The sequence below is a fragment of the Peribacillus frigoritolerans genome, assembly GCF_040250305.1.
Lineage (GTDB): Bacteria > Bacillota > Bacilli > Bacillales > DSM-1321 > Peribacillus.
In genome coordinates, this window is the sequence record NZ_CP158190.1 from 2,814,488 (window position 1) to 2,839,537 (window position 25,050).

Consider the following 25,050-nt stretch of genomic DNA (forward strand, 5'->3'; position numbering starts at 1 on the left):
TTCTGCTCTTGTTATATACCATAATTTTTTTATATTTGTTTATATCCTCAGCGATCAAAAACCGGCAGCCTCCCTCTTCATGAAGCAGCTGGTTTAATTTTTTGTTTTATATATGCGGTTATCAATAACAAAATGGGGATTCCAATGAGTAAAGGAAGATGTAAAAGGTAAGGGACGACTTTTAACCCTTCATTTATATGAGCCTGATAGCTAGGAGCAATCATTATCGAAGAGAAGAAAATAACACCGCCAACCAGATAAATGAATATAGGTGATGGTTTCATTTGAAATAAGTCCCCTGCGCCAATAATGGCACAAAAGAAAAAGATCGAAATTTTAATGAAGCCTAAAATGATCATTAAAACAAGTATAAAGGTATCCAGTCTTTCAATAAAATCAGCGATATTAATATAACTCACGGCTGTTAGAGCTGGGAAATTAGACCTTAATACCGCCTCGGGACCTAATACAGACAAGAGAATGATCGAATTAAGAGTTAATGAAATCCCACCTATAATTATCGCAAAAAAGCCCACTTTAACGGCAGAACTCTTTTTATTCAAGTACGGAAGAATCATCGTAAACGTAATCAATTCTCCAAAAGGCACGGTGATACTTGTAGGAATCAACTCTTTCCATACCATTCCCCATCCGTTGCCTAATACAGGCTGAAGGTTTTCCAACTTTGTATATCCTCCTAATACAAACATAAAATTTAAAATCAAAAGGGTCACGATAATAATGGCAAAGCATAAGCATGCAACACGTGCAAATGCTTCCAATCCTAGATGAACTCCATAAATTAAAACAAGTATCATGCATATCCCCAGCGTTATAATGGAAGTGCGTCTATAAGTGGAGCTAATTAATAATTCTTCAAAATCGCGTAATACTCTTGAAGCAAGATAAACAAAATAGATGATATAGGAAAAACTCAATACGCTGCCGATATATTTACCCCAAATTTTCCGGACATAGCCGGTCATCGGTATGTCCGGATATTTTTTGAATAATGAAATATACACGAAATACAGTAAACATCCGAAAAGGGTTGATAAAAGGTTAACAATCCAGACATCCTGCTTGGCACCCTTTCCTATTATAAGCAGTAGATTACTGCCAAACATAAAAATGATCATCATACAAAATAACTGAAATCCATCAATTTTTATTTTAGGCAATGCATCCTCACCTCCCCATTCATTTATTTCGGTTCATAAGGTTCCATTAGCAATCCGGAATTGATAATCTCTACATGAACCTTCAATGATATCTGCGCATCTGAATATAGGTTATCCCAATTCTTTTTGTTTTGGCGCCAATAAACGGGATTTGTTCGAGACAGGGCATCACCAAAACCAAAAATATCTGACTTTTCTTTTTGAGTGATGCCAATCGTCTTTTTAATTTGCTTTTTTAATTCATTTTCCATCTTTTTTTCGAATTTTTTTAACACTCTCGGATCACTTAAATTAAGCTCACATGATGTTTCCAACAGTTCTCCCATCACGTTGATATCAGTATGAATGACAGGTTTTTCATGATGGATTTCGGTTAACATTTTACTTTTCACACCGATTGTGTTGATTGTTACATTTCCTCTTTCACAAGGTAACACAACGGGGGTATTTTTCACTTTCGATGTAACGAATTGAGCGGATCGGGCCGTTTCTCCATCCAACCATCTCACCAATTTGCCTTTTCTGAAAATGGCTAATCCTTTAACCTTAATAGTAGTCGGGTTCGTCGTCTCTAAATTTCCTGTTTGCTTCCCCTTCTGGGAAGCATTGCTTATACTGATTCCCGGAAGTGATACATCTTTGCCTTCACTCAACAGTGAAGCAATGATTTCATAAGCTAACACCTCACTAGATGATCCATACAACTTTTGATTATTTTGTGTTGTACTGATGATATTTTTACCTGGAGTAATCTCAAGAGGTTCAATTACTCCAAGTACATCCATCGCAGTCTTCCCGCGCGCAATAAAGATCGGGATACTTACCCGCGAATATTTACCTCTATCTAGACCATCGAATATTAAATCCAAATCATTTCGAGCTAACTTCTCGCCAATAATAATGAGCGAGAGATGTGTTGTATTATTTTCCCTCGGAATAACGGAAGCTGACTTACCTAAAGCCTCCAAAAGCGTTTTTCCTGTTATTGTATAGTTGATGACAGCGAGACCTTGTCCTCCTGTTGTGTTGGTTTGGGATAGGCCGCTAGGATTTATGACTTGATATGTTACTCGGTACGGTTGTTTTGGATCGTCATTTTGGTCAACTCCCATAGCAATTATGACACCTAGCTCGTTTAATTCCCGGTAATTCGAACAACCTGAAATCAATAAACAAAACGCTGCAATCCATAAAAGTGAAATATTAATTTTCATTTTTCATCCTCATTCTTTTTTAAACGAGTTTTATTTGTTTGTAGGTTTTTTCATTAGTGACTGTATGGGAAAACGAAAAAAACCATCTTTTTGCTCTTTGAAACGAAATGGAGCAAATGGGGCAAAATAGGGAACACCAAAAGACCTCAGGCTGCTCATATGAAGCCAGATACATAGAGTGAAAAGCAATATGCCATATAAGCCTATAAAAGCCGAAATAAAAATCAACATAAATCGAATTCCACGAGTAACATTGACTAGACTGGTATTTGGCAGTGTAAAACTGCTGATTGCAGAGATGGCTACAATGATGACAACTGCCGCTCCCACAAATCCCGCTTCAACAGCTGCCTGCCCTAAAATAAGTGCACCTACAATTGATACGGCTGGTCCGATCGCCCTTGGCATTCGAATTCCCGCCTCGCGTAAAATCTCGAAGGCCATTTCCATGACCAGTATTTCGACAATCGCTGGAAAAGGAACATTTTCTCTTTGAGCCATTAAACTGACAAGTAAAGTAGTAGGAATAAGCCCCTGGTGATGAGTAATTAGTGCCAAATATATAGCGGATGCATACATCGATAGAAAAAAGGCTCCAAATCTTAACATCCTTAAAAAAGAGCTGATATATTGATTTTGATAATAGTCCTCCGGGGATTGAAAAAATTGAGAAAAAATCGCCGGGACGATTAAAACAAATGGAGTTCCTTGGATAATGATGGCGACTCGACCTTCCAATAAATTTCCAACTACCGCATCAGGACGTTCTGTATTCAAAAGAAGCGGAAAAATCGTAGTTGAATCATCCCGGATTAATTCCTCAATGTAATTCGATTCAAGAACCCCATCAATATCAATGCCCTTTACTCGTTCTTTGACTTCCTTCACAATACTCTCATCCGCGATTCCCTGAATGTACATGATTCCAATATCCGTTTGAGTGACGTTTCCGACTTTCAAGCTCTCTAAGCGTACATTAGGATTTTGAATCCTAGCACGAATTAAAGACGTATTGGTTCTTAAATTTTCAGTAAAACTATCTTTTGGTCCTCTTATGACCGTTTGACTTGTCGGCTCAGTTATCGCACGGGATGGCTGACTTTTCGTACTGGCGATGAATGCTTTTGTACTGCCATTCAACAATACAACCGTATCTCCTGTCAAAACCGCTGATACGAATTCCTGCCAACTTTCTTTAACGGTTAATTGGGATACCGTTAGAATATGACTTGCTCGTTCTTCTATCTCTGTCGATATTTGTTTATTTTCTTTGAACCAATCTATTAATGGTTCAACTATGTTTTCATTAATGATGTTAGCATCAGCCAAACCGTCAAGGTGGATTACAGCTGCCTGTACCGATTTTTCGTGTGGAGACTCAATCATTCGAACAGACAAATCTGAACTGTTCCCGAGCTCGTTCTCCAATCTTTTTACATTTTCATTTACCTCGCAGGATAAGGTGCCATTGGTTGTAGATTTTTCTTTAGCTCTTTTCAGAGAACGTCCTATTCGCACTTTTCCGCCCCTTACTGATTAAGTGTGTGTATATGTTCGTTTCACTGATGATTGATTTTATTATTTGTATCTAATTTAAATATATGTAATAAAAGGATGGTGAGAAAAATTTTGATATCACTTCCCATCAAAAAAAGCCGATGTTTCCTTATAAGGGAATCATCGGCTTTAATATTTTGGTGGAATTATTCACATCACTCAAGTCAAAGTCATTTTCGCAGACGATTTTACGTCATTTCAATAATATTAACGAGCTACTTTATTTCTTACCTTTAGATAAGGTTAGCGGAATGGTTACGAGCGAAACTCCTGCAGCGATCCAAAACCAGCTGGTGTTTCGTTTTTTTTCGCTTCCGCTTTTACTGGGTATACTCGATCCGTATGATTTTCTGGAGGTCGGCCGTTCTATGTCCGCTGTTTCATTCGCCCTATGCAAATGCTGATTCTCTGGTAATTGGGTGGTTCTTTCTAAATCGCTTGTATCTTCTCCCATTCCTTTAAGAAAGGTCATCAGAAAAGTCATAGCTTGTTTGACTTCTTGGTCATTCAAGGAACGCAGCAATGCTAGGTAGCTTGGCTTTTCCGGCATTTTATTAGACTCTGCCACACGGGCAATCCCTGAATTAACCTTGAGGATAAGCGGTTCAAGCTGCTGAACATTAAGTGTACCTAACGTGCCAAGTATGAGAAGCAGATTTTTTAGCATATTTGCCGTTTCTGGGGTGTCTGCTGTCTTGACAAGAATGTTCAGCACTTTGTCCCCTTCCTGCAACAAGCTGTTAACCATTGATAAAATCCCACGATCCTGCATGCCCTTCATGACTTCAAACGTTTCTTTAATCACTTCTTTATTTTCCAAAAGGGTACGCTCGATATCCTCGAGTTCAATTCTTCTTCTTTCTTCATCGCTAATGGAGATTCGATTGATCACTTTTGTCGCTTTAGCCACGGTTCCTCTCCTCCTTTTTGATCTTCAAGAGGTCACCAGGGAAAATATAATCTTCGCGGGCCCATTTTTTTTGTACTTGTACACCTATCTGCGGTTGTGGATTACCATTACGATGGTTGATACTCGGCAACGGATTGTCTCCTTTAACCCTGAGCACTTCCATTTTTGCTTGAACTTCCTTATAAGCAGGAGTATCAGTATCTTTATCTGAATGGCTGCTTGTCAATTGGTTGATTGCCCCATCACCTGAATCGTTCATCGGCAGATAAACTTCTTTACCTTTTACACGATCCGTAATCAGGCATTGCACTTTTGCATTTCCATATGGTGAAGTAAGCCGAACAAGAGTGCCATCCTCAAGCCCTCTATCTTTTGCCAATTCCCGGGATACCTCAAGGAAGACTTTTGGCGTTTTGGAAGTAATGCCTTTTGATTTATAAGTCATGTTTCCTTCATGGAAGTGTTCCAATAAACGGCCATTATTCACATGGATATCAAACTCATCCCCAAAGTCAATCGGTTTGGTCCATTCGACTGGAAATAACCTTGCTTTTCCATCAGGGAAAGGAAAAGCTTCCGTGAATAACAGTGGCGTATCTTTACCATCTGGAGTCACTGGCCATTGAAGACTGTTATAACCCTCCAAGCGTTCATACGTTACTCCTGCATATAATGGTGATAGTTTGGCTGCTTCTTCCATAATTTCACTTGGATGCTCATAATTCCAGCCGGCTCCTAACGAATTAGCGACATTCTTTATGATTTGCCAATCAGGCTTTGAGTCGCCAAGCGGTTCAAAGACTTGATAAAGACGTTGAATACGGCGTTCCGTATTCGTGAAAGTACCTTCTTTTTCAAAGCTTGGGCTTGCGGGAAGGACGACATCCGCGAATTCAGCCGTTCTTGATAAGAAGATATCTTGTACCACAAAGAAGGCCAGTTTTTCAAATGCTTTATGGACATGATTGATATTCGAATCGACCAGACCCATATCTTCACCTTTTAAGTACATTGCTTTGATGGTACCTGCATGTATCCCTTCGACCATTTCATGATTATTCAGGCCAGGGTTTTCTGGTATTTTTGCTCCCCAGATGTTTTCATATTTCACGCGGACCTTTTCATCCGTTACTTTTTCATAACCTGGCAGGCGATCCGGCATACTGCCAAAATCGCTGGCTCCTTGAACATTATTATGGCCGCGTAAAGGGTAAGTACCTGTTCCGGGTTTACCATAGTTGCCTGTTATGAGCAATAAATTGGAAATTGCAGTACTTGTATCGCTTCCTCCTCCATGCTGGGTAACGCCCATGGCCCAAAGCGATGCAACGCTTTCCGCTTCATGAATGGCCTCTGCCAACGTAATTAAATCTTCCTTAGCTACGCCTGTTACTTTTTCAGCATATTCCAATGTGTAAGGTTCCAAAGTCTTGATGTATTCTTCCATTCCATTTACACGATTTTTGATGAAGTCTGTATCTGTCCAACCTTTGTCGACGATATATTTAGTCACGGCCGACAGCCATATGATATCCGATCCCGGTGCAGGCTGGATGAAGAGGTCGGAACGTTCAGCCATTTCATGCTTTCTGATGTCCGCCACTATCAGCTTCTGTTTACCCAGTTTATGGGAACGTTTGATTCTTGTAGCCAACACGGGGTGTGATTCGGATGTATTGGAGCCTATGATCAATACAAGTTCGGACTTTTCGATATCCTTTATGCCCCCTGTATCTCCGCCATATCCAACCGTTCTGAATAGTCCTAAAGTAGCCGGTGTCTGACAATACCGGGAACAGTTATCCACATTATTGGTGCCGATGATTCCCCTAGCCAGCTTTTGCATTAAATAGGACTCTTCATTAGTGCACTTGGAAGAAGTTATGAAAGCCATCGAATCCGGACCGTGAGAATCTTTGATTTCAGTGAATTTACGGGAAATCAATTCAAGGGCTTCTTCCCATTCAGCTTCCCTGAACGTATCCCCTTCCCTAATTAAAGGTTTTGTGAGTCTTTCTTTACTATTCACGAAATCCCATCCGAATTTCCCTTTTACACAAGTCGAAATTCCATTTGCAGGTGCCTCCACTTGCGGTTCGATCTTAAGGATTTTACGATCTTTGGTCCAAACGTCAAAGCTGCATCCTACCCCACAGTATGTACAAACCGTTTTTGTCTTCTTGATCCTTGCATCCCTCATGGCGGATTCCATATCTGAAATCGCTAAAATCGAACCATAACCCGTTTCAACATTTTTTGTAATTTCTATCATAGGTCTAAGTGTTTGTTTGGCAATGCCGGTTAAAAATCCGGCTTCCCCTTCCATTCCTTTTTCCATCATTGCATTACACGGACATACAGTAGAACAATGTCCACATGACACGCATGAAGATTCATTGATCGGAACATTATCATCCCAAATGACACGCGGGCGTTTTGCTTCCCAATCAATGGTCAATGTTTCAGTGACCTGTACATCTTGACATGCTTCAACACAACGGCCGCAAAGAATGCATTGATCCGGATCATATCGATAGAATGGATTTGACCGATCCACTTCATATGGTTTTTGATCAAAAGGAACACTTTGATGATTTACCTTCATTTCCTTAACCGTATTGTGTATTTCACAACCGCCATTGTTATAATCACAAACTGTACAATAAAGCTCATGGTTATACAATATCTTGTCCATCGCCATGACCTGTGCCTCTTTTACATCAGCTGCAACTGTATCAATTACATCACCATCCCTGATTATGGTGGAGCAAGATCTTACAAGTTCACCATTAACACTCACTAAACATGTATCACATGTTTCGATAGGACCTAGGCTAGGATGGTAACAAACATTCGGGACATCAATGGAGCTATCCGTCAGCATTTGTAATATTGTTTGATTACCTTCCATACTGGTCTCAGCACCATTGATTTTTATATGCACTTTCTCTGGCAAAATAATCGCTCCCCTCTTACACAACGATAAAATTCATCATTTGGTATTTTCTACCCCCGCACATTTTTTCTCAAACTTGCGAAAGTAAATAATGGAAGACTCCTTTTAACCAATTTCATATCAGCAAATGAACAAAGCCGAAGTGAGACATAGTATTCCCTCACTTCGACCTTATGTCATTGGTTAGAATTTGCTTTTAACACAAACGAACTTAAAGGGGCAACGGTTATCTGACTCCCTTTAATCCTTTCTATTTCTTCCAGGCCAGCCCGCTGACCATCCACTAGAACGGACCAATTATCTTCGTGGGGAAGATTAATCGTTATCGCATCCCAATTTGCATTATGAATCACTGCAATTGTTGAATCTTCTGTTTTTAAAGAGAATGCAACCACATTTGGCGGAGCATCAATGAATTGTAAATGCTCTTCAATTTCTTCGGGTGTGCTTAACCTAAAAACAGAATGATTTTTCCTGAGCGAAATCAGTCCTTTCATATACTCCACTTCCCGATCGAAATCAGCTCTTCTTTTCCAATCCAATCGGTTAATCCAATCAGAAGATTGATAGCTATTTTCATCTCCATCCTTTGTGCGCATAAACTCTTGTCCAGCATGTATCATTGGAATTCCCTGTGACAGTAAGACAATTGCCGAAGCTAATTTATGCATTTGTTTCCGTTTTTCTTCTGTCGCATCTGGATTAGTGATGAGAAGCTTATCCCATAAAGTATAATTATCATGTGCTTCAACATAATTGATCACTTGATCTGGTCTTTGATATGTCGCGATATCATCATCATATTCCAAACCACCAGCAATGCCTTTTTTTATAATATCTTCCATTCCTGGTTTGCCATTCACGAATCCTTTATCATGTTCATTCATTACAAACCCTTTTAAACCATCACGGATCGCATCATTAAAGTGAGCGATTCCAGGCATTTTAAAAGCATTCTTTTGATTTGCTTTCAGCTCTTTGGCCAAGGGGGTATCCATATCCCAGCCTTCACCCAAAACAATGAGGGTCGGATCAATTTCTGCCAGTGCCTTTTTCACTTCATTCATCGTTTCCACATCATGAATCCCCATTAAATCGAAACGGAAACCATCAAGGTTAAATTCCTTCGCCCAATAGGTTACGGATTCAACAATGAATTTGCGCATCATTTTACGTTCAGACGCGGTGTCATTTCCTACACCAGTTCCATTAGATAGGGTGCCGTCAGCGTAATAGCGAAAAAAGTAAGTGGGAACGAGTTTATGGAAGTTCGAGTCCTCCACAGAATAAACGTGATTATAGACAACATCCATGATGACTCGTAAACCGTGATCATGCATTCCTTGAATCATTTCCTTTAACTCCCGAATCCTGACTTTTGGTTGATACGGATCAGTCGAATAAGATCCCTCGGGAGCGTTATAATTCTGTGGATCATATCCCCAGTTATATTGTGGTTCATTCAATTTCATTTCATTGACTGTAGCAAAATCGAATATCGGGATAAACTGAACATGAGTAACGCCTAGATCTTTAATATGATCAAGACCCGTTTTCGCTCCTTCTGGACCTTTGGTTCCGGCTTCAATTACTCCTATGAATTTACCTTTATTATTTATTCCGCTTTCAGGATGAATCGACAAATCCCGAGTATGCAATTCATAAATGACTATGTCCTCAGCTTTTTCGAGAGGTGGTTTATCCCGTGTCCACCTTTTTGGGTTCGTATCTGTTAAATCTATCACGACTCCTTTAATACCATTAACAGTAACTGCACGAACATATGGATCGACGGCTTCACTCCAGATTTCTCCCACTCTCACTTTATATGTATAAATCAATCCATCCTGATCACCGTCCAACTCAATCGTCCAGGTACCTTTTTCCGAACGAACCATCGGAATCTCCATTCCATCTGAATCATCCCAATGTTTATAAGTAACTAGCTTAGCTTCAGATGCAAGTGGCGCCCATAACCGGAATGCCGTTTTATCTTTAAGATAGGAATTTCCTAAATCTTTGCCTTCATAGAAATATAGGTCATCCAATTCCGACGGATTTACTGGATTAATATTAGCAATCGGCAGGGATTCCAACTGATTTTCCGTTTCATTATCCGTAGGTTTTCGATTATTTTTATTTTCCTCTTCAAAATAAGAAAGTGAATCTTTAATAGGTCATTCCTCCATTGAAATTCCCATTTCAGAACAGGAATTATTAATTTTTATAATCATTAGCGAATCTTCACTTATGTTATGATTCCACAGGCATTACCCATCAAAACATTTGATCGGCAAATTATGTCGAAAATTCAGAAATCTATATTTTTATCGAAAGCTGTAGGTCATTTAGCCGGACCTTACCCTTTTATGAAAACGAAGCCTAAAAAAGATAAAAAAATGCCTCCATAACAGTTTTACGGTCTTGGAGGCATTTCTAGTACTCTTTATGGTGTTTTAATAATTTTCACAGAGTTATCTTCAACAATTGCAGTGAAGTTCTTAACTTCGGGCTGCTCAAAGATAAAGTCAGTGATGCCGTCTTCGAGCTGTTCTTGTAGAACCCGGCGTAGCGGTCTCGCCCCGAAAGTTGGGTGATATCCGAGTTCAATTAGCCTTTGTTTCGCTTCATTAGTTACATCTAAAGATAAACCATTTGCAGCAAGTGTTTCGTCAAGCTCGTGAATCATGATATCAACGATTTGCAGAAGATCTTCTTTCTTCAATGCCGAGAATTCAATGATGCTATCGAATCGATTCAGGAATTCCGGTTTGAAGAAGCTGCCTAAAGATTGTAGGATTGAAGCTTCTTCTACAGCTGAACTTGTACCGAATCCCATTACTTTTTGTTTCTCACCGACTCCAGCATTACTCGTCATGATGATCACGGTATCTTTAAAAGTAACGGTCCGGCCTTGACTGTCGGTTAAGCGGCCATCTTCCATGATTTGCAGGAACATATGCATTACATCCGGATGTGCCTTTTCGATTTCATCCAATAAGATGATACTGTAAGGCTTGCGGCGAACTTTTTCCGTCAATTGTCCAGCTTCCTCATGTCCTACATATCCAGGAGGAGAACCGATTAATTTAGAAACACTGTGTTTCTCCATGAATTCACTCATGTCAAGACGAATCATCGCTTCCTTGTCCCCGAATAATTCCTCAGCAAGAGTTTTTGCCAATTCGGTTTTACCGACTCCTGTCGGACCAACGAAAAGGAAAGAACCGGTAGGACGGTTTTTTGATTTTAACCCGGCACGACTTCTTCGAACGGCCTTGGAAACCTTTTTGACAGCTTCTTCCTGCCCGATTACTTTTTTCATCAGCTCCGCTTGGAGGTGAACCATTCTTTCTTGCTCATCTTCTTGGAGCTTACCTACAGGTATACCAGTCTTTTGTTCGATGATATTTTGAATGTCTTCAACGGTAACGGTTGGCTTAATTGCAGCTTCCCCAGCCTGCAATGACTTTTCCAGTTTTTCTTCTTCATCACGAAGAACCGCAGCTTTTTCATATGCTTCTTCTTTTAAGGCCATTTCTTTTTCTTTATAGATTTGAGCCAGACGCTCTTTCATGTTTTCTACTTGGCCGTCTTCGATGGTCAAGTTCAATTTGGAACCAGCTTCATCCATTAAGTCTATTGCCTTATCAGGCAGGAAACGGTCTTGAATGTAGCGGTTCGAAAGTTCAACAGCCGCTTTAAGGGCTTCCTCACTATATGTCACACCATGATAAGATTCGTAACTATCCTTTAATCCACGTAAGATGACAAGTGCCTCAGCCGTTGTCGGCTCATTAACGTGTACAGGCTGGAAGCGCCTTTCAAGGGCACCATCTTTTTCAATTTTCCTATATTCTGATAAAGTGGTTGCTCCGACAAGCTGGAGTTCGCCGCGTGCAAGTGCAGGCTTCAAGATATTTCCTGCATCCATTGATCCTTCGGCCGAACCCGCTCCCACTAGCTGATGAATTTCATCGATGAATAGTATGACATTTTTTCTTTCCTGTAATTCGCTGATCAATTGCTTCATTCGTTCTTCGAATTGCCCTCTAATTCCAGTATTCGAAACAAGGGACGCTACATCAAGCATATATACAAGCTTATTACGTAATTTAACTGGCACTGAACCTTCAACAATCGCTAAAGCAAGACCTTCAGCAATGGCTGTTTTGCCGACACCAGGTTCACCGATTAAAACTGGATTATTTTTATTGCGCCTATTTAGAACTTCAATGACGCGTTTAATTTCTTCATTTCGTCCGATAACCGGATCAATAAGTCCTGCTTTAGCAGCATCGGTCAAATTGCGGCCATACTCCTCAAGCAATCCTCCATCCTCGCCATGTTCAGCTGAATCCGGTTTTGGTACACCATTATAATTAAATGGATTGAATGAATTTGGAGATCCGTTAAATTGGAATTTCCCTATATCCATTCCGCCCATAGCTGCTCCAAGTTTGTTTCGCTCTTCTTTATAACAAGTGGAGCACAGTTTCACATCATGCTCCTGACCATTCATATTTAGGTGAACTTGAATATTAGCTTGGTTTACATGGCATTTTTCACAAAGCATGTAGTACTCCTCCTTTAAAAAATGAATTTAAAAATCTTTGACCTTCTTTGACTTTCTGACTTTATTATACATTGACCTTCTTTGACTTTCAATAATTTTGTCTGGGAATTTTTTTGATAAAAAAAGAAATTACCTTGAATTGGTTTGCTAAGCATATTAAACTATCCATTTCCAGTCAAATAAAAAGATTCTATGTATGCCCCTTAGTATTTTCTGTTAGTATTGATTACCCACTTCAGGACTCACCATAACCTTAAACTATTACAAAACGCCAATTCTATTGTCCATATGCACCTCATCCACTCTTATTTTTTAAAACAAAAAAAGACTTTATTAAGTCTTTTTAAGGTTTGTACAATTTTTAAACGTTGGATTTCCACTCCAGGTACTCGCTTTACGCGGGCGGTCGGGGAGCCTCCTCGGCGTCTTCGCGCCTGTGGGGTCCCCCCTTGACGCGCTTTTCCCGCAGGAGTCTCTTACACCCGCTCCAATCAACTTTGTTTTAACTTTAAGATAGAACACTTTTGCCTACAGTCTTTTTTGTTTTTAAGTAGTATTAATACTTGAGGTGATATCGAACTTTCTAAAAAGTCCCCACGTTGTCCAACCCATGCCATGCTTTCCTTTCCGCTATAGCTGCTTCAATTCCAATAAAAAATCAAAAAGGTTTCGGAATGAAACCTTCCGAAACCTTTTTGTCTACAAATTGAAAGAGACTTCATTAAGTCTCTTAGCTTTTTTATATTAAGAATGATTTTCTTCTATTATATACGTTTCGCACCAATATACTTTGGCTTCCAATAGGTATTATTGGTTTTAGCGTATGACACTCCTTTAGATGACGAAGAGTGTATGAATTCATTGTTTCCTATGTATATAGCCACATGTGTAGGTTTTTTCGCTTTATTTGGTGCAAAAAACATTAAGTCACCTTTTTGCAGGCTTTTAACTTTCTTACCTTTTTTATATATGTCAGCAGCAGTTCTTGGTAAATTCTTACCAGCTTTTTGATATGAATACTTCACTAAACCGGAACAATCAAAACCTGAAGAAGAAATGCCACCCATTTTATATTTTGTACCTAATTCACTTTTAGCCACTTTAATAGCTTTTGTATGATATGAAGCAGCTTCCACTTGGTCCCCAGCAAAGGATGCGGTTACAAGCGTAATAGCCAATGACAATCCGACGACAATTTTCTTAAACAAATTATTTTACCCCCTGATGTGATTTGCTAAACCTAATATACTAGAAAAGGTATATCACTCGCATCACAGGATCTTTACAAATATGTTACATTTAGTAGATTTAGGAAGAATGACCATATAAAACATAAAAATAAGTCGAATGATGTGTCCTTTTCGCTTAAATCTTACTTTACCTCATAGAAAAAACAGTAGTTAGATAACCACTGTCCAGTTTATCGATTAAAGAAGATTCGAGAATTTTAATATCCTTCATGTTTTTTATTTGATTATACGAATGGATCCCGCTCTAAAATGAAGAAATTTGCGACGAAATCCAGCTAGCCGAGACCCCACGTCCGCTTGCTTTCATGGTCGGCGGGAGCGAATTTCTGGAATCAACTAACTGCAGGCAAACTGGCTCTACTCCAATTTGTCTGCAGCCTGAACAGCGATAAAAAAACACTGTTAAAATTCTTTTGAGAAAAATGGAAGAAATAATTTCACCCCACGTTTATTAAAAGGTAAACATTTCAAATCTGCAATTAAATGACTTATGTATCCTAATGAACAAGTTGCGAAAATCCCGTCAATCCCCATAAAGGCTTCGAATTGAAAGGCAATGATGCCAAAAAAAGCGATACCGGCAATCGAATGGGTATAACTTCTATGTGGTGTAAAGGATGCCAGGATAATATAGACGCCTAACAGCCACAACCAGCTTTCCTGCAAAGATAAACCGCCGCCTAAAACCGCTAATCCAGTCAGGGTCAGCATATGCCTTTGCCTAATGAATGAAGAAATAATGATGATTCCGATTCCTGCACCTACACCGATCCACTTTTCCGTATCAGAGCCTTCCAAAAGACTATAAATGATCATTAATATCCCAATCGTTTGTGCTATCGTTCGGATAAACTTATGTGAAAAGGTAATCCTATTACTTAACTTCCCATCAATATCCATATCGGGCATCAGCCCTGAAACTCCCCCGATGCCCACCAAGAATAAAGTGGTGGTTGGATCTGTTTGAAGTGTGTTTGCCGTCAAGAATCCAACTGTTGCCCCTATAGCCATGTGTGCTGTACCGTTCACTGTCTCTCTCCTGTCCCTCTAAGATGTAATCTGCTTCCAAAAAACGAATGTTTGTTCGAATCCCTGCATACTAACTATACAACATTTTGGGGAAAATTTCTCTAGTTCTTATAAATAAAGCCATAGAAATCAGTAATTAGACCATATAAAGAACCTTATTATTTTAGTTTCTTAGCTCGTTCTATATAAAGTATACTTTCAACCTTTTTGGGTATTGGGAAATTAAATTCAGCCAGTAACATTTATTTTTGGAGATATAACCAATTACGAAGCTCAATTATGGAATGTTTAGGTGAATCAAAACTTAGAAATGAATAGTCAATGAAGTCCACATACTTATTGATTGCAGAATTCCTTTTGTTGAATAAAGTCGGAATATAGTAAGGAAACTCTTTAACTGAATGAAGAATAGGTAACTGCTCATATACAATCGATAACGTTCTGATGATTCTTTTTTTTGTTTTGTGACGCTTAGCATCCGCTAGTAATCTTTCAAAATCGATATCCAGGTTTATAAGAAGTTGAATGATATCTATAAAATACTTTAATGAATCCATGTTATGCCGCCACCCATGGAGACAAATCGTATAAAAAAGATGGTAATCGGAAAGTTGTTTAACATGAAGTGAGTCATTGATGAGATATCCTTCTTTCCAAAACTCGGTGATTTCCAAATTAGCGGTATCTTTCTTTAAAATATCCCAATGAAGTTCGATGGTTAGTGGGATTTTGGATTCAGGAAGGTATTTACTGAACGAAGTATGAAAATGATTAGGTATTTGTTTCTCCTTTTGTTTATACCCTAATTGTTTGACCGATTCAATTGCCTGATCCATGTCACTAGCTTTAATTAGTAAATCGATATCAGACGTGGGCCGAGCTCCAAGATGGCCGAACTGTTCCTCAGAAAAAAGCGTCCCTTTTAAAGGAATAACATCTAAGCCGTTATGTTCAAATTCACGCAAAACCAAATCTGTTTGACTTTTAATCAGGATATTTTGATAAAAGACACTTTGAAATTTTTCAATTATTACTTGCTGAAAGAACGCTGGAGTATCCATAAACCTCCCATTCCCTTTCATTAGGAACAATATTTGCGGATGAATTTTCGATTTTTCTATTTCATTTAGAAGCTGCCAATAATATTCTGAGTCAATTGGCAACTTTACTTGCGGTTCAAATAGTACCTGCAGAATCGTTGGATTCAATGGGAAAGTCTCCCCTTTACTCTTTGTTGTAAATTTAGGTGCTTTCGTAACATCCTCGATATAAACGGAAATGTAAGTATTAATCCACCCCATGCTTTTGCTAGAAAACCAGAAGCATGCAATTTGGAATTCCGTTTTTGGACATAAACAAGTTTACCAATCAATTGTTCCAATTGTACTGTATGATCAAAGCTTACATTAGTATCTCCTTTGAAAAGGTATCCGGGTTGCTGATCACTTTTCATTTCCTTATAATACCGGTGGGCAATCAATCGATTAGATGAAGTGTAAAACAAAATAATATCCCCTTTTTTTAAATGAAAAGGATTGCATTCATTAAAGTTACATATATCCCCTTCCTCTATAAAAGGATACATACTACATCCTTGCGCAGGTAAATTAAGTGAGCCCTCTTTTTTCAGTGTCATCTTAAATAATTCGACAATCTCCTTGTCAAATAACATGCTGAATTAATCCAAACTGTAATAAATCCAATAAATACGACTCTATGTCATCTTTTGCTATTTCCTCTGCCGTTAAATATTGATCAGTTAATGTCTGAATCAAGGAGTCCACTGTTTGTGCTTGGTTTAAAAGCCCCCAGCAAAACCCACCGATTTCATTTAGCTTTGTCACTGTGAATTTTTCAGTATGTAAAATAATCCATTCATCACCAAGTTGCGTGGCTTCCACATGATTACTTTGAATATATTGGACCATTACGAAATCAACTCCCAAAAAGTATCGTTTTTCTGAAAAAAGAGGTTATATATAGGTACTTGGTTAACCAGTTCCGTTAACATCCCTAGTATCACTTTTTTATTTGCTGGATGATCTGACCAATAAAACACTTTATTTATCATTGTTATAAGCGAATCCGATTTAGTAAGTATTTCTCTTTGGTTTTGAAGAGACTGATGCAAGACTTGAATACTCCCTAATGGGAAAATTTCTTCTTCCCCAGCAGCTAGGATTTCACTTCGGAATGGCGAATTATATACTTCCATTTTTTCGGATGAAATTTTTAAAATGGTTGCTTCATCCGAGAGAAGGTTTCGCGGATAAGATAATTTTGCTGCCGTTGATTTTCCAGCACCAGAATGACCTGCAAAAATATGAGCTTTACCATTTTCTATTACGCAAGAAGAGTGAAGCAGCAGCCCCCATTCATGGTATACAATGAACGAACTGTATAAATTAATTAATGCATGCTTTAAAGCCAATTCATTATAAGCGGAAATCTCTGCATATTGATATTCTGCATCTACTTCCACTAGGTAATCAGACCTTCGAAAATAAATTCTATCAGCCTGCCTATCTTCTTTCACATCATAGTTCACAAAAGATGATCCAAAGTCCATCTGGATTGTTACGGTAAGGTCAGGCCGATAATTTGCGCCCTCCAATTCTCGGAACATCCCATTTATATATTCGGGGGCATTTTCAAATTGAATGAAATGATCCCCTATTTTAGTGTGAAATATTTTCATAATTAGATTCCTTTCTCCCCTTTTTTTATCGACCGAAAATGTTTAAACAGAATATCCAACATTAGGATAATACTCCTACACACGCTATTATAATTCATTATATATTCTTTTTAAAGAACATTTTCAGCTACCTGAATTAAAAATATAAGTATATAAAGCACAAGTTATCTTATACTTTACCTTATTATTTAATTGTTTTTACTGAATTAAATAATTTTCATAAACGCATATTGTTCTTTATGAAGAACGATGGTATTCTAAAAAAAGTCAGGTATTTAGTTCTAGTAAATATTATAAACATGAGATGTAACGAATGAGTGAGGAAAACATACCACTACAAACATCCTGTTTTTTTCTAGACTTATTCTTTATAAATAAAGGCTTCATGTGTGAAAAGGAGGGGATTTACAAGAAAATTCAGCTTATATAAACATTTAACACAGGGGGAAATTTCATGTCATTTGCAAGGAATATTAAAACGCTCACAATTTTAACGATTGCAATCCTTTTTTTATGTCTTGTGGGCAACTCGCAGGCATATGCGACAAATGGAGGTGGAAAAGGAAGTAAACCTGTTCATGTGACAGGGATTTCTCTAGCTCCAGAGACTATAAAAATGAAAATTAATGATAAAGATGTGGAACTTGTTGAAACGATCAAACCTTTTAATGCTTCAAATAAGCAAGTGACTTGGTCTTCATCAAACACTCGAGTCGCAACGGTTTCTAACGACGGTATAGTCCATCCGAAAGGTCCGGGTACAACAACTGTTACAGTCACGACAAAAGATGGGAATTTTAAGGCGAGAACGAAAGTAATAGTATGTGAACCGGATATTGCCGTAAAAAGTGTTACGTTAAATCCGAAACTAGTAAATCTTACTGTTAATGATGAATCGCAATTAACAGCCAAAGTCATACCGGAGAATGCAACAAATCAAAAGCTTAGTTGGTTTTCTTTAAACCCACGAGTAGCTACCGTTTCAGACGGTAGGGTTCACGCCGTAAGGCCAGGAATCGCCATAATAAAGGTTTTCACTAACAATGGGCGGTTCGATTGGTCAATAGTGACCGTTTGTGCTAGTAAACTAGTACCTGTTGAGAGTCTATCACTTAATCCGAAGAATATAGACATGACTGTTGGTGGAAAAGATGAGATCTTAACTGCGACCATCACTCCATCCAATGCAACAAACAAAAAATTAATATGGACTACATCCGACTCGAATGTGGCAACTGTTATAAATGGAATAGTCCATCCAGTAGGTCCAGGGTTGGCTACCATCACTGTTTCTACAGAAGATGGAAAAATACAGGAAACAGCTAAAGTGACCGTAACAGTCCCAGTGACTGGAGTAAACATTAGCCCGGATTCTTTGAATCTAACGGTTGACGGTGAGGATAAAGCTTTAAACGCCCAGGTTTCACCATCCAATGCAACCAACAAGAATGTCACTTGGTCAAGCTCAGATTCAAGTGTTGCCACCGTTGATAATGGTATCGTCCACCCTGTCGGACCAGGCCAAGCAACAATCACTGTTACCACGGAAGATGGCAACTTCACAGCTTCAGCAACTGTTACTGTCAAAATACCTGTTACGGGTATTTCACTGGATCCTGCATCTCTGGAATTGATTGTTGGTGGAAAAAACGGAACCTTAACAGGAACAGTTTCACCATCCAATGCAACAAACAAGAGCGTCACTTGGTCAAGCTCAGATTCAAGTGTTGCCACCGTTGATAATGGTATCGTCCACCCTGTCGGACCAGGCCAAGCAACAATCACTGTTACCACGGAGGATGGCAGCTTCACAGCTTCAGCAAATATTACTGTTACCGTACCGGTTACTGGAGTAACGGTTGACCCTGACACACTTGAACTTATTGTTGGCGGAAAAGATAAAAGTGTAACAGAAACGGTTTCACCATCTAATGCAACAAACAAGAATGTCACTTGGTCCAGTTCAGATTCAAGTGTTGCCACCGTTGATAACGGTGTTGTCCATCCTGTTGGACCAGGTAAAGCCATCATCACAGTTTCAACAGAAGATGGCGGGTTCACGGATATTGCTACTGTCATTGTCACAGCCCCAGTAGTAAGTGTATCTCTAGATCCTAAAAGCCTGAATTTCAAACTTGGAGACGCAGATCAAAGTTTAACAGCAAAGCTTAATCCCTCCAATGCAACAAACCAAAATGTAAACTGGACTACATCAGATTCTAGTGTAGCTACCGTTGTAAACGGGGTTGTCCATGCGGTCGGTATAGGTCAAGCAACAATTACAGTCACAACCGAGGAAGGTGGCTTTTCAGACTCAGCTATCATAACAGTTGTCGATCCGGATACCATACCACCGATTACGAAAAATAAAATGACTCCTATTTTTAACGACAAAAATACCTATGTAATAGCCTTGACGGTTACCTACAATGCCTCAGATGATAAATCTGGAGTAAAAGAAACATTATACCGAATAAACGGAGGAACTTGGCAGGTCTATACAAAACCTTTTGATGTCACTGCCGATAAAACCCACACATTGGATTACTACAGCATTGACAATGCTGGCAATAAAGAAACAATCAATTTATATGATTTTGACAAAGGAACATGCTCATGTTCTAAATAATCGGGAGGAATAATTATGGAAAAGCAAATCAAAGCAAAAAAGAAATACGAAGCGCCTAAAGTATTGCATCATCAAAACGTCACCTTTGAAACAGCGATCTCTTCTGCAACGGGACATTGGGAATTCCAATATATAGATGGATGCTGGGTAAGGGTTTTTGTTCCTTGATGGTTATAATAAAGTAAAATAGCGCGTTAAGGTCTTTTCTAAAGATCTTAACGCGTTTTTTTGTGCAACTTTTTATATTATCTTGTTTGTTTTTCGTTTCTGTAACTAGACCCATTCCCCCTCCTTCCGTTTAGCTATACAAATTTGAAAAATGATACATATAACTGTGCACTTTTGCCCTTACAACTTGTCCATAGATGAATATCATAATCATATAGATTCTTTAATCGATGCTATTTTGTGAGGATTTCTCGAATTATTATGAAAAATAAAGTGTGAGAAGTCTAATTCTTTTAATGAAGGAGAATTTTTATGGAAAGTTCATATGTACTAGAATTGGACCGATGGAACGTGAAAAATAATAATACTGACCCTGTTAATACTTCTAAAGGTATAAATAGCGCATTAGACTGGGCAGCCCAAGAAGGATATATAGAATTTGTATTACCAAAAGGCACCTATTTAATAGATGAAAACAATCCCATTCAACCAAAAAGTTTTATGACATTTAATCTAGGCGGATCAGTTTTGAGGATTAGAGATAATAGCTTGATTGGATATGCAATAATCTCTCTTAAAAATAAGCAGCAATATGCCAGAATAACAAACGGAAAAATTGAAGGTGACCGATACAATCATGATTATTCTAGTGGAGAAACCCATGAATTTGGAGTGGGCATTGAATTAAAACAAGGAGTTCGTTATATTACTCTAGATAACTTGGAAATTTATAATACTACCGGTGATGCAATTATTGCCATTACATCATACGGAGGTATTGTCGGTGGATACCCCTCAATTGGTGGAAATATAGAAAGTGGAGGAATAAATACTTCTAACGGCACATTAGTGAACGATACAAAGAGAGTACGCACAAGTATCAAGCTGCCCATCGTCAACCAGATATTAAACACAGGTTATTTTGGCTTATATGGAGATAGCTACGGTGGCATTGGTAATGAAATAACAACTGATATATATGACGTGGTTTTTTATAAAAGTAATGACACTTTTTTATCATCTGTGACAAATGTACATTTTTTTGATGAGGTAGAAGTCCCTTCTGGCGCAAGTTATGCTAAAGCAGTATTACATCAAAGTGCAGTGCCATCAAAAAACGGGAACACACTAGTTGTAAGAACCCCTGAGTTCCCCAAACATGTTTATATAGAAAAATGTAATTTACATCATTGTAGGAGGTTAGGAATTGCTATTTGTGGTGTTAAGCATTGTTATATCCGAGGCTGTGAGATTCACCACATTAGTGGGACAGCCCCAAGTGGAGCCATAGATATCGAAGATGGATATGACTTAAACCAATATATATATATAGACGGTAATAACATATATGAGAATTCCAATTATAACATTATCGCTGTTTCAGGGCGTCATGTAAGTATTACTAATAATAAAATAAAACTTGGATTATTCACTATAAACCCTGGTGTTAACAAAGCAATTGTGAGTAATAACTATTTTCATGAAGCGGGCCAACGACTATCTGGCGATACACTTTTCACTAACAATCATTTATATAATTGTAGGTTAACCCTATTAGAAGAAAAAGAGGCACTTATAGATAATTGTTTCTTTCATAATAGTCCCTTATCCTTTGATAAAAAGAAAGACTATGTTGCCCAAATCAATAATTGTAAATTTCTTTACGATGAAGATTTTTACTCAGCATCTGTGAATCCTGGTGCACCCTTAGTATTTAGTGCCAAACCTCAACATATATCTAATTGTGTATTTGAAGGTTGTGGCATTGAAGCATTTACAGCAGTACCAACTGGAACGTATGGATGGAGTTTAATCAATGTGACTTTTATAAATATTAAGCATCGAGAAAATAGAATAACTAGGCTCCCGGCTGGTACTTATATTGGGTGTAAGTTTGTTAATACCGGTCGTTTAGGCGAAGGACCTTCACCATTAAAACCAGTTTATCATTTTGAAGGTTGCTACTTTGAATGGGATGGTTATTCTCAATTCTATATGGGTCCCACTGCAAAAATAGACCATTTTAAAATCAATAACAGCTATTTTGCTGGGAAGTCTAATGCTTTTTATCTAAGTGGCGTTTGGAGGAACTTAGAGTTTCATAATAATATGTTTAATTATCCTGTGTCGTCTACTGGTCGAATGATAGAGCTAGTAAATACCCTAGCCGCTGAAACAGTTTTAATTACTAATAATAAATTTACATCTAACAATTCTCTGGTTGCTGTCTATGCTGAAAATTCTCCTTCTGTCCCTTTATTGTTTAAAGATAATGTTCTTCAAAATGTACAATTAAAGCTTAATTTTAATCATATTAAACTAAATAATTTTGTTAATGGAGTTTTAAATCCTAATTAACTTTGATAATTCCACTTAAACCAAATCCCATATTAATCCAAGAGGTTTTATTCGATGGGTTGTTCTCCAAGATGGAATTTCAGATAATAATTTGAAGTCGATAAATATAAAATAATCCATCTCTCTTGTGTTAGATGGATTATTTTTACATGAACGATTTTTTAATACTTTTATGATTAAATTTTCCCATTCAACACAATACTGCTCATTAATTTCTTATTAGGATAATCCAAAATTTCATACTGTTGAATAACTTCCTGAACATCATAATCAACTCTAATAATAGATGCTTCAAAACTATCTTTTTCAATATTAAGTAATGCATATGATGATTTTCTTAGTCCATCAAATGGTAAACCAACACTACCAATATTTATAATGCACTTACCTTCTATATATCTGATGTATGGTTTATGAATATGAGCATAAATGAATATATCGGCTGAATTATTTTTTATTAATTTTTCATTTATAGTTTCATCACTTTCTGAGGGCAAAACTACTTCGAATAAATCATCTGGAGTTGCATGAAACGCATGAATTTTAATATTTTCATATTCTAAGTTTAGTTTTAAAGGTAGATTTTTTAAGTACTCTTTATCTTCAGATGTGAGTTTAGAGTTTGTCCAATTTACTTCTGTGTTCATAATTTCCAACACCTGTTGAGGTACCTCTCCTTCATTTATACCCCGAACTACCCATTCATCTGCATTCCCTTTAATTACAGATGTCTTTAAAGAACGCACTAGGTCAAGTGATCGCTTTGGTTCAGGTCCGCGAAAACAAAGATCACCAAGAACAATAATTTTATCCACATTTTGTTTGTTAATATTATTCAATACTGTCTCTAATGCTATGGCATTCCCATGTATATCAGATATAAATGCAAGTCTCAAAATAAAAACTCCTTTGCTAAGTTAGGCTTGAGTATGATTTTAAACCGTGTTTCCCGCTAAATTATTTTAGTTTGTCCTTTTGAATGAATTTTACTTTTTATTATGTCTGTAAGCAACATGAATATATATTGAAACTCTTTGTTTCTGTAAAACAGTAAAAAATAAATTATATTTGGAACTATTAAACAAATTATCCCTTTAAATATTAGAGGCAATATACCCATGCCTTCTATTAATATATTACAAATAAAAGTTGTTATACTACATGCCACTACTGTTAAGATTACATAATATAAATAAATAAGGAAATATGAGTTAACGGGTTTCTTGAAAAGGTATTTATATACGATTATGGGCTGAGTCCAAAAAATAGTTAAAATAGTACTTATTGTGGTTCCCATAAATATCCCTGCTAAACCAAAATAGTTACTTAAGATTATAGAAGCTAATAAATTTATACCACCTTCTAATAATGGGATATACTTATCTTGAACAAATAAACCTGCCTTAATTTTAAAAGTAGAAATAGTTGTTCGCATTCCTGCTAAATAAAAATTGATTAATATTAGAATAAATGCATTATTATTAAATAAATATTGACTCCCAAGCCACCAAGAAATAAACGGTTCTAATAAATTATATAAAAAAATAACACATAATGAATAAATCCAAAAATTAACCAAATATGAAACTTTAAATATAGAGTAATTTTTCTCGTTACTTTCTGTTGCTATTAAATTACCCACGCTGGCTCCAATTCCACCTAAGATTGGGTTTACTAAAGCTGCTAGTTGTTGTGTTATCATTAAGTAGTTAGAATAAATTCCAACCATCGTGATACTAACCAATGAAGAAATTAGTATATTATCAGTACCAAATACTAAAAAACCACCGATGTTATGTAAAAACATAGCTTTTACATTCGTGATTAAATTCCCTTTCGTCTCAATGTCAATAGGATACTTCTTTTTTGTTAGAATATATGAGTATCTTTTATTCACAATGTTTCCATTCACAATATTTTGAATTATAAATAATAATAATTCTAGAGACAAATAAAGTATATAGTTATTGGTTAAAACTAAGATTATTATTTTGACAATTGTCGTCAATATCTGAAAAACTAGGTTAGTTTTTGCGATTACATAGCCTCTTTGATCTGCATTTATCAAGGCTAATTTGTATGCGTTCAAAAAGGAAACTATATTTTTAGCTATAAAAATATAGTATATTATCGTGAAGTTAGTTATAGATTCTCCACCTTTAACAAGGTTATCCATAAGTGGATATAAGCAAAGACCCAATATTAGAACGATTATAGCTAATACTCTATAAACTTTTTTATATAATTGAATGAGTGAAATAATTTTTTTCTGATCATTTTCTGAAAGAGGTTTATATAAATAATAAACAATGCTAATACCTATACCACTTTCAATTAGCGCAATAACAGATAAAACATTGGTTAATAATCCATCAATTCCTAAATAATCTATTCCTAAGCTATCTAGAAAAACTTTCCTTGAGATAAATCCTAGTAAAATGATTATTATTTGAGAAAGAATGCCTATTGATATATTTTTCATTGAAAGAATGGTTCTCATTTTATTTCCTCATTTAATTCAAGA

General features: G+C 37.2%; 16 protein-coding genes and 2 pseudogenes. 3 read left to right on the top strand and 15 right to left on the bottom strand.

From position 1 onward, the window contains the following. Positions 1-77 precede the first annotated feature (77 nt). The 13 genes and pseudogenes from ABOA58_RS13855 to ABOA58_RS13915 form a co-directional block, all read right to left on the bottom strand. On the bottom strand, positions 78-1,181 hold the full coding sequence (locus ABOA58_RS13855) for a GerAB/ArcD/ProY family transporter (RefSeq protein WP_350298850.1): 1,104 nt from the start codon (positions 1,179-1,181) through the stop codon (positions 78-80). A 23-nt stretch (positions 1,182-1,204) separates the two neighbouring features. After that, a complete protein-coding gene (locus ABOA58_RS13860) occupies positions 1,205-2,395 on the bottom strand; it encodes a Ger(x)C family spore germination protein (RefSeq protein WP_350298851.1) in 1,191 nt (396 codons plus the stop codon). A 30-nt stretch (positions 2,396-2,425) separates the two neighbouring features. Continuing rightward, positions 2,426-3,913 (bottom strand): spore germination protein, encoded by a 1,488-nt coding sequence (locus ABOA58_RS13865; protein ID WP_350298852.1) that lies wholly within the window; start codon positions 3,911-3,913, stop codon positions 2,426-2,428. Positions 3,914-4,340: 427 nt separating this feature from the next. After that, positions 4,341-4,862: pseudogene (locus tag ABOA58_RS13870) on the bottom strand (DUF1641 domain-containing protein); the annotation flags it as partial. Next, on the bottom strand, positions 4,855-7,818 hold the full coding sequence (gene fdhF, locus ABOA58_RS13875; protein WP_350298853.1) for a formate dehydrogenase subunit alpha: 2,964 nt from the start codon (positions 7,816-7,818) through the stop codon (positions 4,855-4,857). The gene fdhF and the pseudogene ABOA58_RS13870, both read right to left, overlap by 8 nt. Before the next feature lie 176 nt (positions 7,819-7,994). Continuing rightward, positions 7,995-9,881 (bottom strand): annotated as a pseudogene (gene pulA, locus ABOA58_RS13880) (type I pullulanase); the annotation flags it as partial. Positions 9,882-10,264: 383 nt separating this feature from the next. Beyond that, positions 10,265-12,394, bottom strand: coding sequence for an ATP-dependent Clp protease ATP-binding subunit (locus ABOA58_RS13885; RefSeq protein ID WP_350298854.1), 2,130 nt, complete (start codon positions 12,392-12,394; stop codon positions 10,265-10,267). Between the two features lie 764 nt (positions 12,395-13,158). Continuing rightward, positions 13,159-13,602: a C40 family peptidase gene (locus tag ABOA58_RS13890; protein ID WP_230175920.1), complete on the bottom strand. Its 444-nt coding sequence runs from the start codon at positions 13,600-13,602 to the stop codon at positions 13,159-13,161. A 444-nt stretch (positions 13,603-14,046) separates the two neighbouring features. Further along, positions 14,047-14,673, bottom strand: a complete 627-nt coding sequence (locus ABOA58_RS13895) for a metal-dependent hydrolase (RefSeq protein WP_133346439.1) — start codon at positions 14,671-14,673, stop codon at positions 14,047-14,049. A 242-nt stretch (positions 14,674-14,915) separates the two neighbouring features. Beyond that, entirely contained in the window at positions 14,916-15,881 is a 966-nt protein-coding gene (locus ABOA58_RS13900; RefSeq protein WP_350298855.1) for a nucleotidyltransferase family protein, read from the bottom strand. After that, positions 15,878-16,345 (bottom strand): signal peptidase I, encoded by a 468-nt coding sequence (locus ABOA58_RS13905; RefSeq protein ID WP_214768319.1) that lies wholly within the window; start codon positions 16,343-16,345, stop codon positions 15,878-15,880. The genes ABOA58_RS13900 and ABOA58_RS13905 overlap by 4 nt, the downstream gene beginning before the upstream one ends. Beyond that, entirely contained in the window at positions 16,335-16,601 is a 267-nt protein-coding gene (locus tag ABOA58_RS13910; RefSeq protein WP_214768320.1) for a PqqD family protein, read from the bottom strand. Before ABOA58_RS13910 ends, ABOA58_RS13905 begins: the two co-directional genes overlap by 11 nt. After that, the gene (locus tag ABOA58_RS13915; RefSeq protein ID WP_350298856.1) at positions 16,601-17,371 is read right to left on the bottom strand and encodes a hypothetical protein; all 771 of its coding nucleotides are present in this window, start codon (positions 17,369-17,371) and stop codon (positions 16,601-16,603) included. The genes ABOA58_RS13910 and ABOA58_RS13915 overlap by 1 nt, the downstream gene beginning before the upstream one ends. A 454-nt stretch (positions 17,372-17,825) precedes the next feature. On the opposite strand from ABOA58_RS13915, the gene ABOA58_RS13920 reads away from it, so the two are divergent. The 3 genes from ABOA58_RS13920 (at position 17,826) to ABOA58_RS13930 (ending at position 22,526) form a co-directional block, all read left to right on the top strand. Then, positions 17,826-20,000, top strand: coding sequence for an Ig-like domain-containing protein (locus ABOA58_RS13920; RefSeq protein ID WP_350298857.1), 2,175 nt, complete (start codon positions 17,826-17,828; stop codon positions 19,998-20,000). Between the two features lie 15 nt (positions 20,001-20,015). Next, the gene (locus tag ABOA58_RS13925) at positions 20,016-20,168 is read left to right on the top strand and encodes a hypothetical protein (RefSeq protein WP_241594449.1); all 153 of its coding nucleotides are present in this window, start codon (positions 20,016-20,018) and stop codon (positions 20,166-20,168) included. Positions 20,169-20,480: 312 nt separating this feature from the next. Further along, the gene (locus ABOA58_RS13930) at positions 20,481-22,526 is read left to right on the top strand and encodes a right-handed parallel beta-helix repeat-containing protein (protein ID WP_350298858.1); all 2,046 of its coding nucleotides are present in this window, start codon (positions 20,481-20,483) and stop codon (positions 22,524-22,526) included. A 176-nt stretch (positions 22,527-22,702) separates the two neighbouring features. Here the strand turns inward: ABOA58_RS13930 and ABOA58_RS13935 are convergent, their stop codons facing one another. Together ABOA58_RS13935 and ABOA58_RS13940 are read right to left on the bottom strand one after the other, a co-directional pair. Continuing rightward, the gene (locus ABOA58_RS13935; protein WP_350298859.1) at positions 22,703-23,422 is read right to left on the bottom strand and encodes a metallophosphoesterase family protein; all 720 of its coding nucleotides are present in this window, start codon (positions 23,420-23,422) and stop codon (positions 22,703-22,705) included. Positions 23,423-23,478: 56 nt separating this feature from the next. Continuing rightward, on the bottom strand, positions 23,479-25,026 hold the full coding sequence (locus ABOA58_RS13940) for a lipopolysaccharide biosynthesis protein (protein ID WP_350298860.1): 1,548 nt from the start codon (positions 25,024-25,026) through the stop codon (positions 23,479-23,481). Positions 25,027-25,050: the final 24 nt, after the last annotated feature.

Excerpts from the sequence above, each read along its gene's own strand:
- ABOA58_RS13925 (WP_241594449.1), top strand. The coding sequence starts at position 20,016 with ATGGAAAAGCAAATCAAAGCAAAAAAGAAATACGAAGCGCCTAAAGTA.
- ABOA58_RS13930 (WP_350298858.1), top strand. The coding sequence starts at position 20,481 with ATGGAAAGTTCATATGTACTAGAATTGGACCGATGGAACGTGAAAAAT.
- ABOA58_RS13860 (WP_350298851.1), bottom strand. The coding sequence starts at position 2,395 with ATGAAAATTAATATTTCACTTTTATGGATTGCAGCGTTTTGTTTATTG.
- ABOA58_RS13910 (WP_214768320.1), bottom strand. The coding sequence starts at position 16,601 with ATGGTCCAATATATTCAAAGTAATCATGTGGAAGCCACGCAACTTGGT.
- ABOA58_RS13915 (WP_350298856.1), bottom strand. The coding sequence starts at position 17,371 with ATGAAAATATTTCACACTAAAATAGGGGATCATTTCATTCAATTTGAA.
- ABOA58_RS13905 (WP_214768319.1), bottom strand. The coding sequence starts at position 16,345 with ATGTTATTTGACAAGGAGATTGTCGAATTATTTAAGATGACACTGAAA.
- ABOA58_RS13940 (WP_350298860.1), bottom strand. The coding sequence starts at position 25,026 with ATGAGAACCATTCTTTCAATGAAAAATATATCAATAGGCATTCTTTCT.
- ABOA58_RS13920 (WP_350298857.1), top strand. The coding sequence starts at position 17,826 with ATGTCATTTGCAAGGAATATTAAAACGCTCACAATTTTAACGATTGCA.
- ABOA58_RS13885 (WP_350298854.1), bottom strand. The coding sequence starts at position 12,394 with ATGCTTTGTGAAAAATGCCATGTAAACCAAGCTAATATTCAAGTTCAC.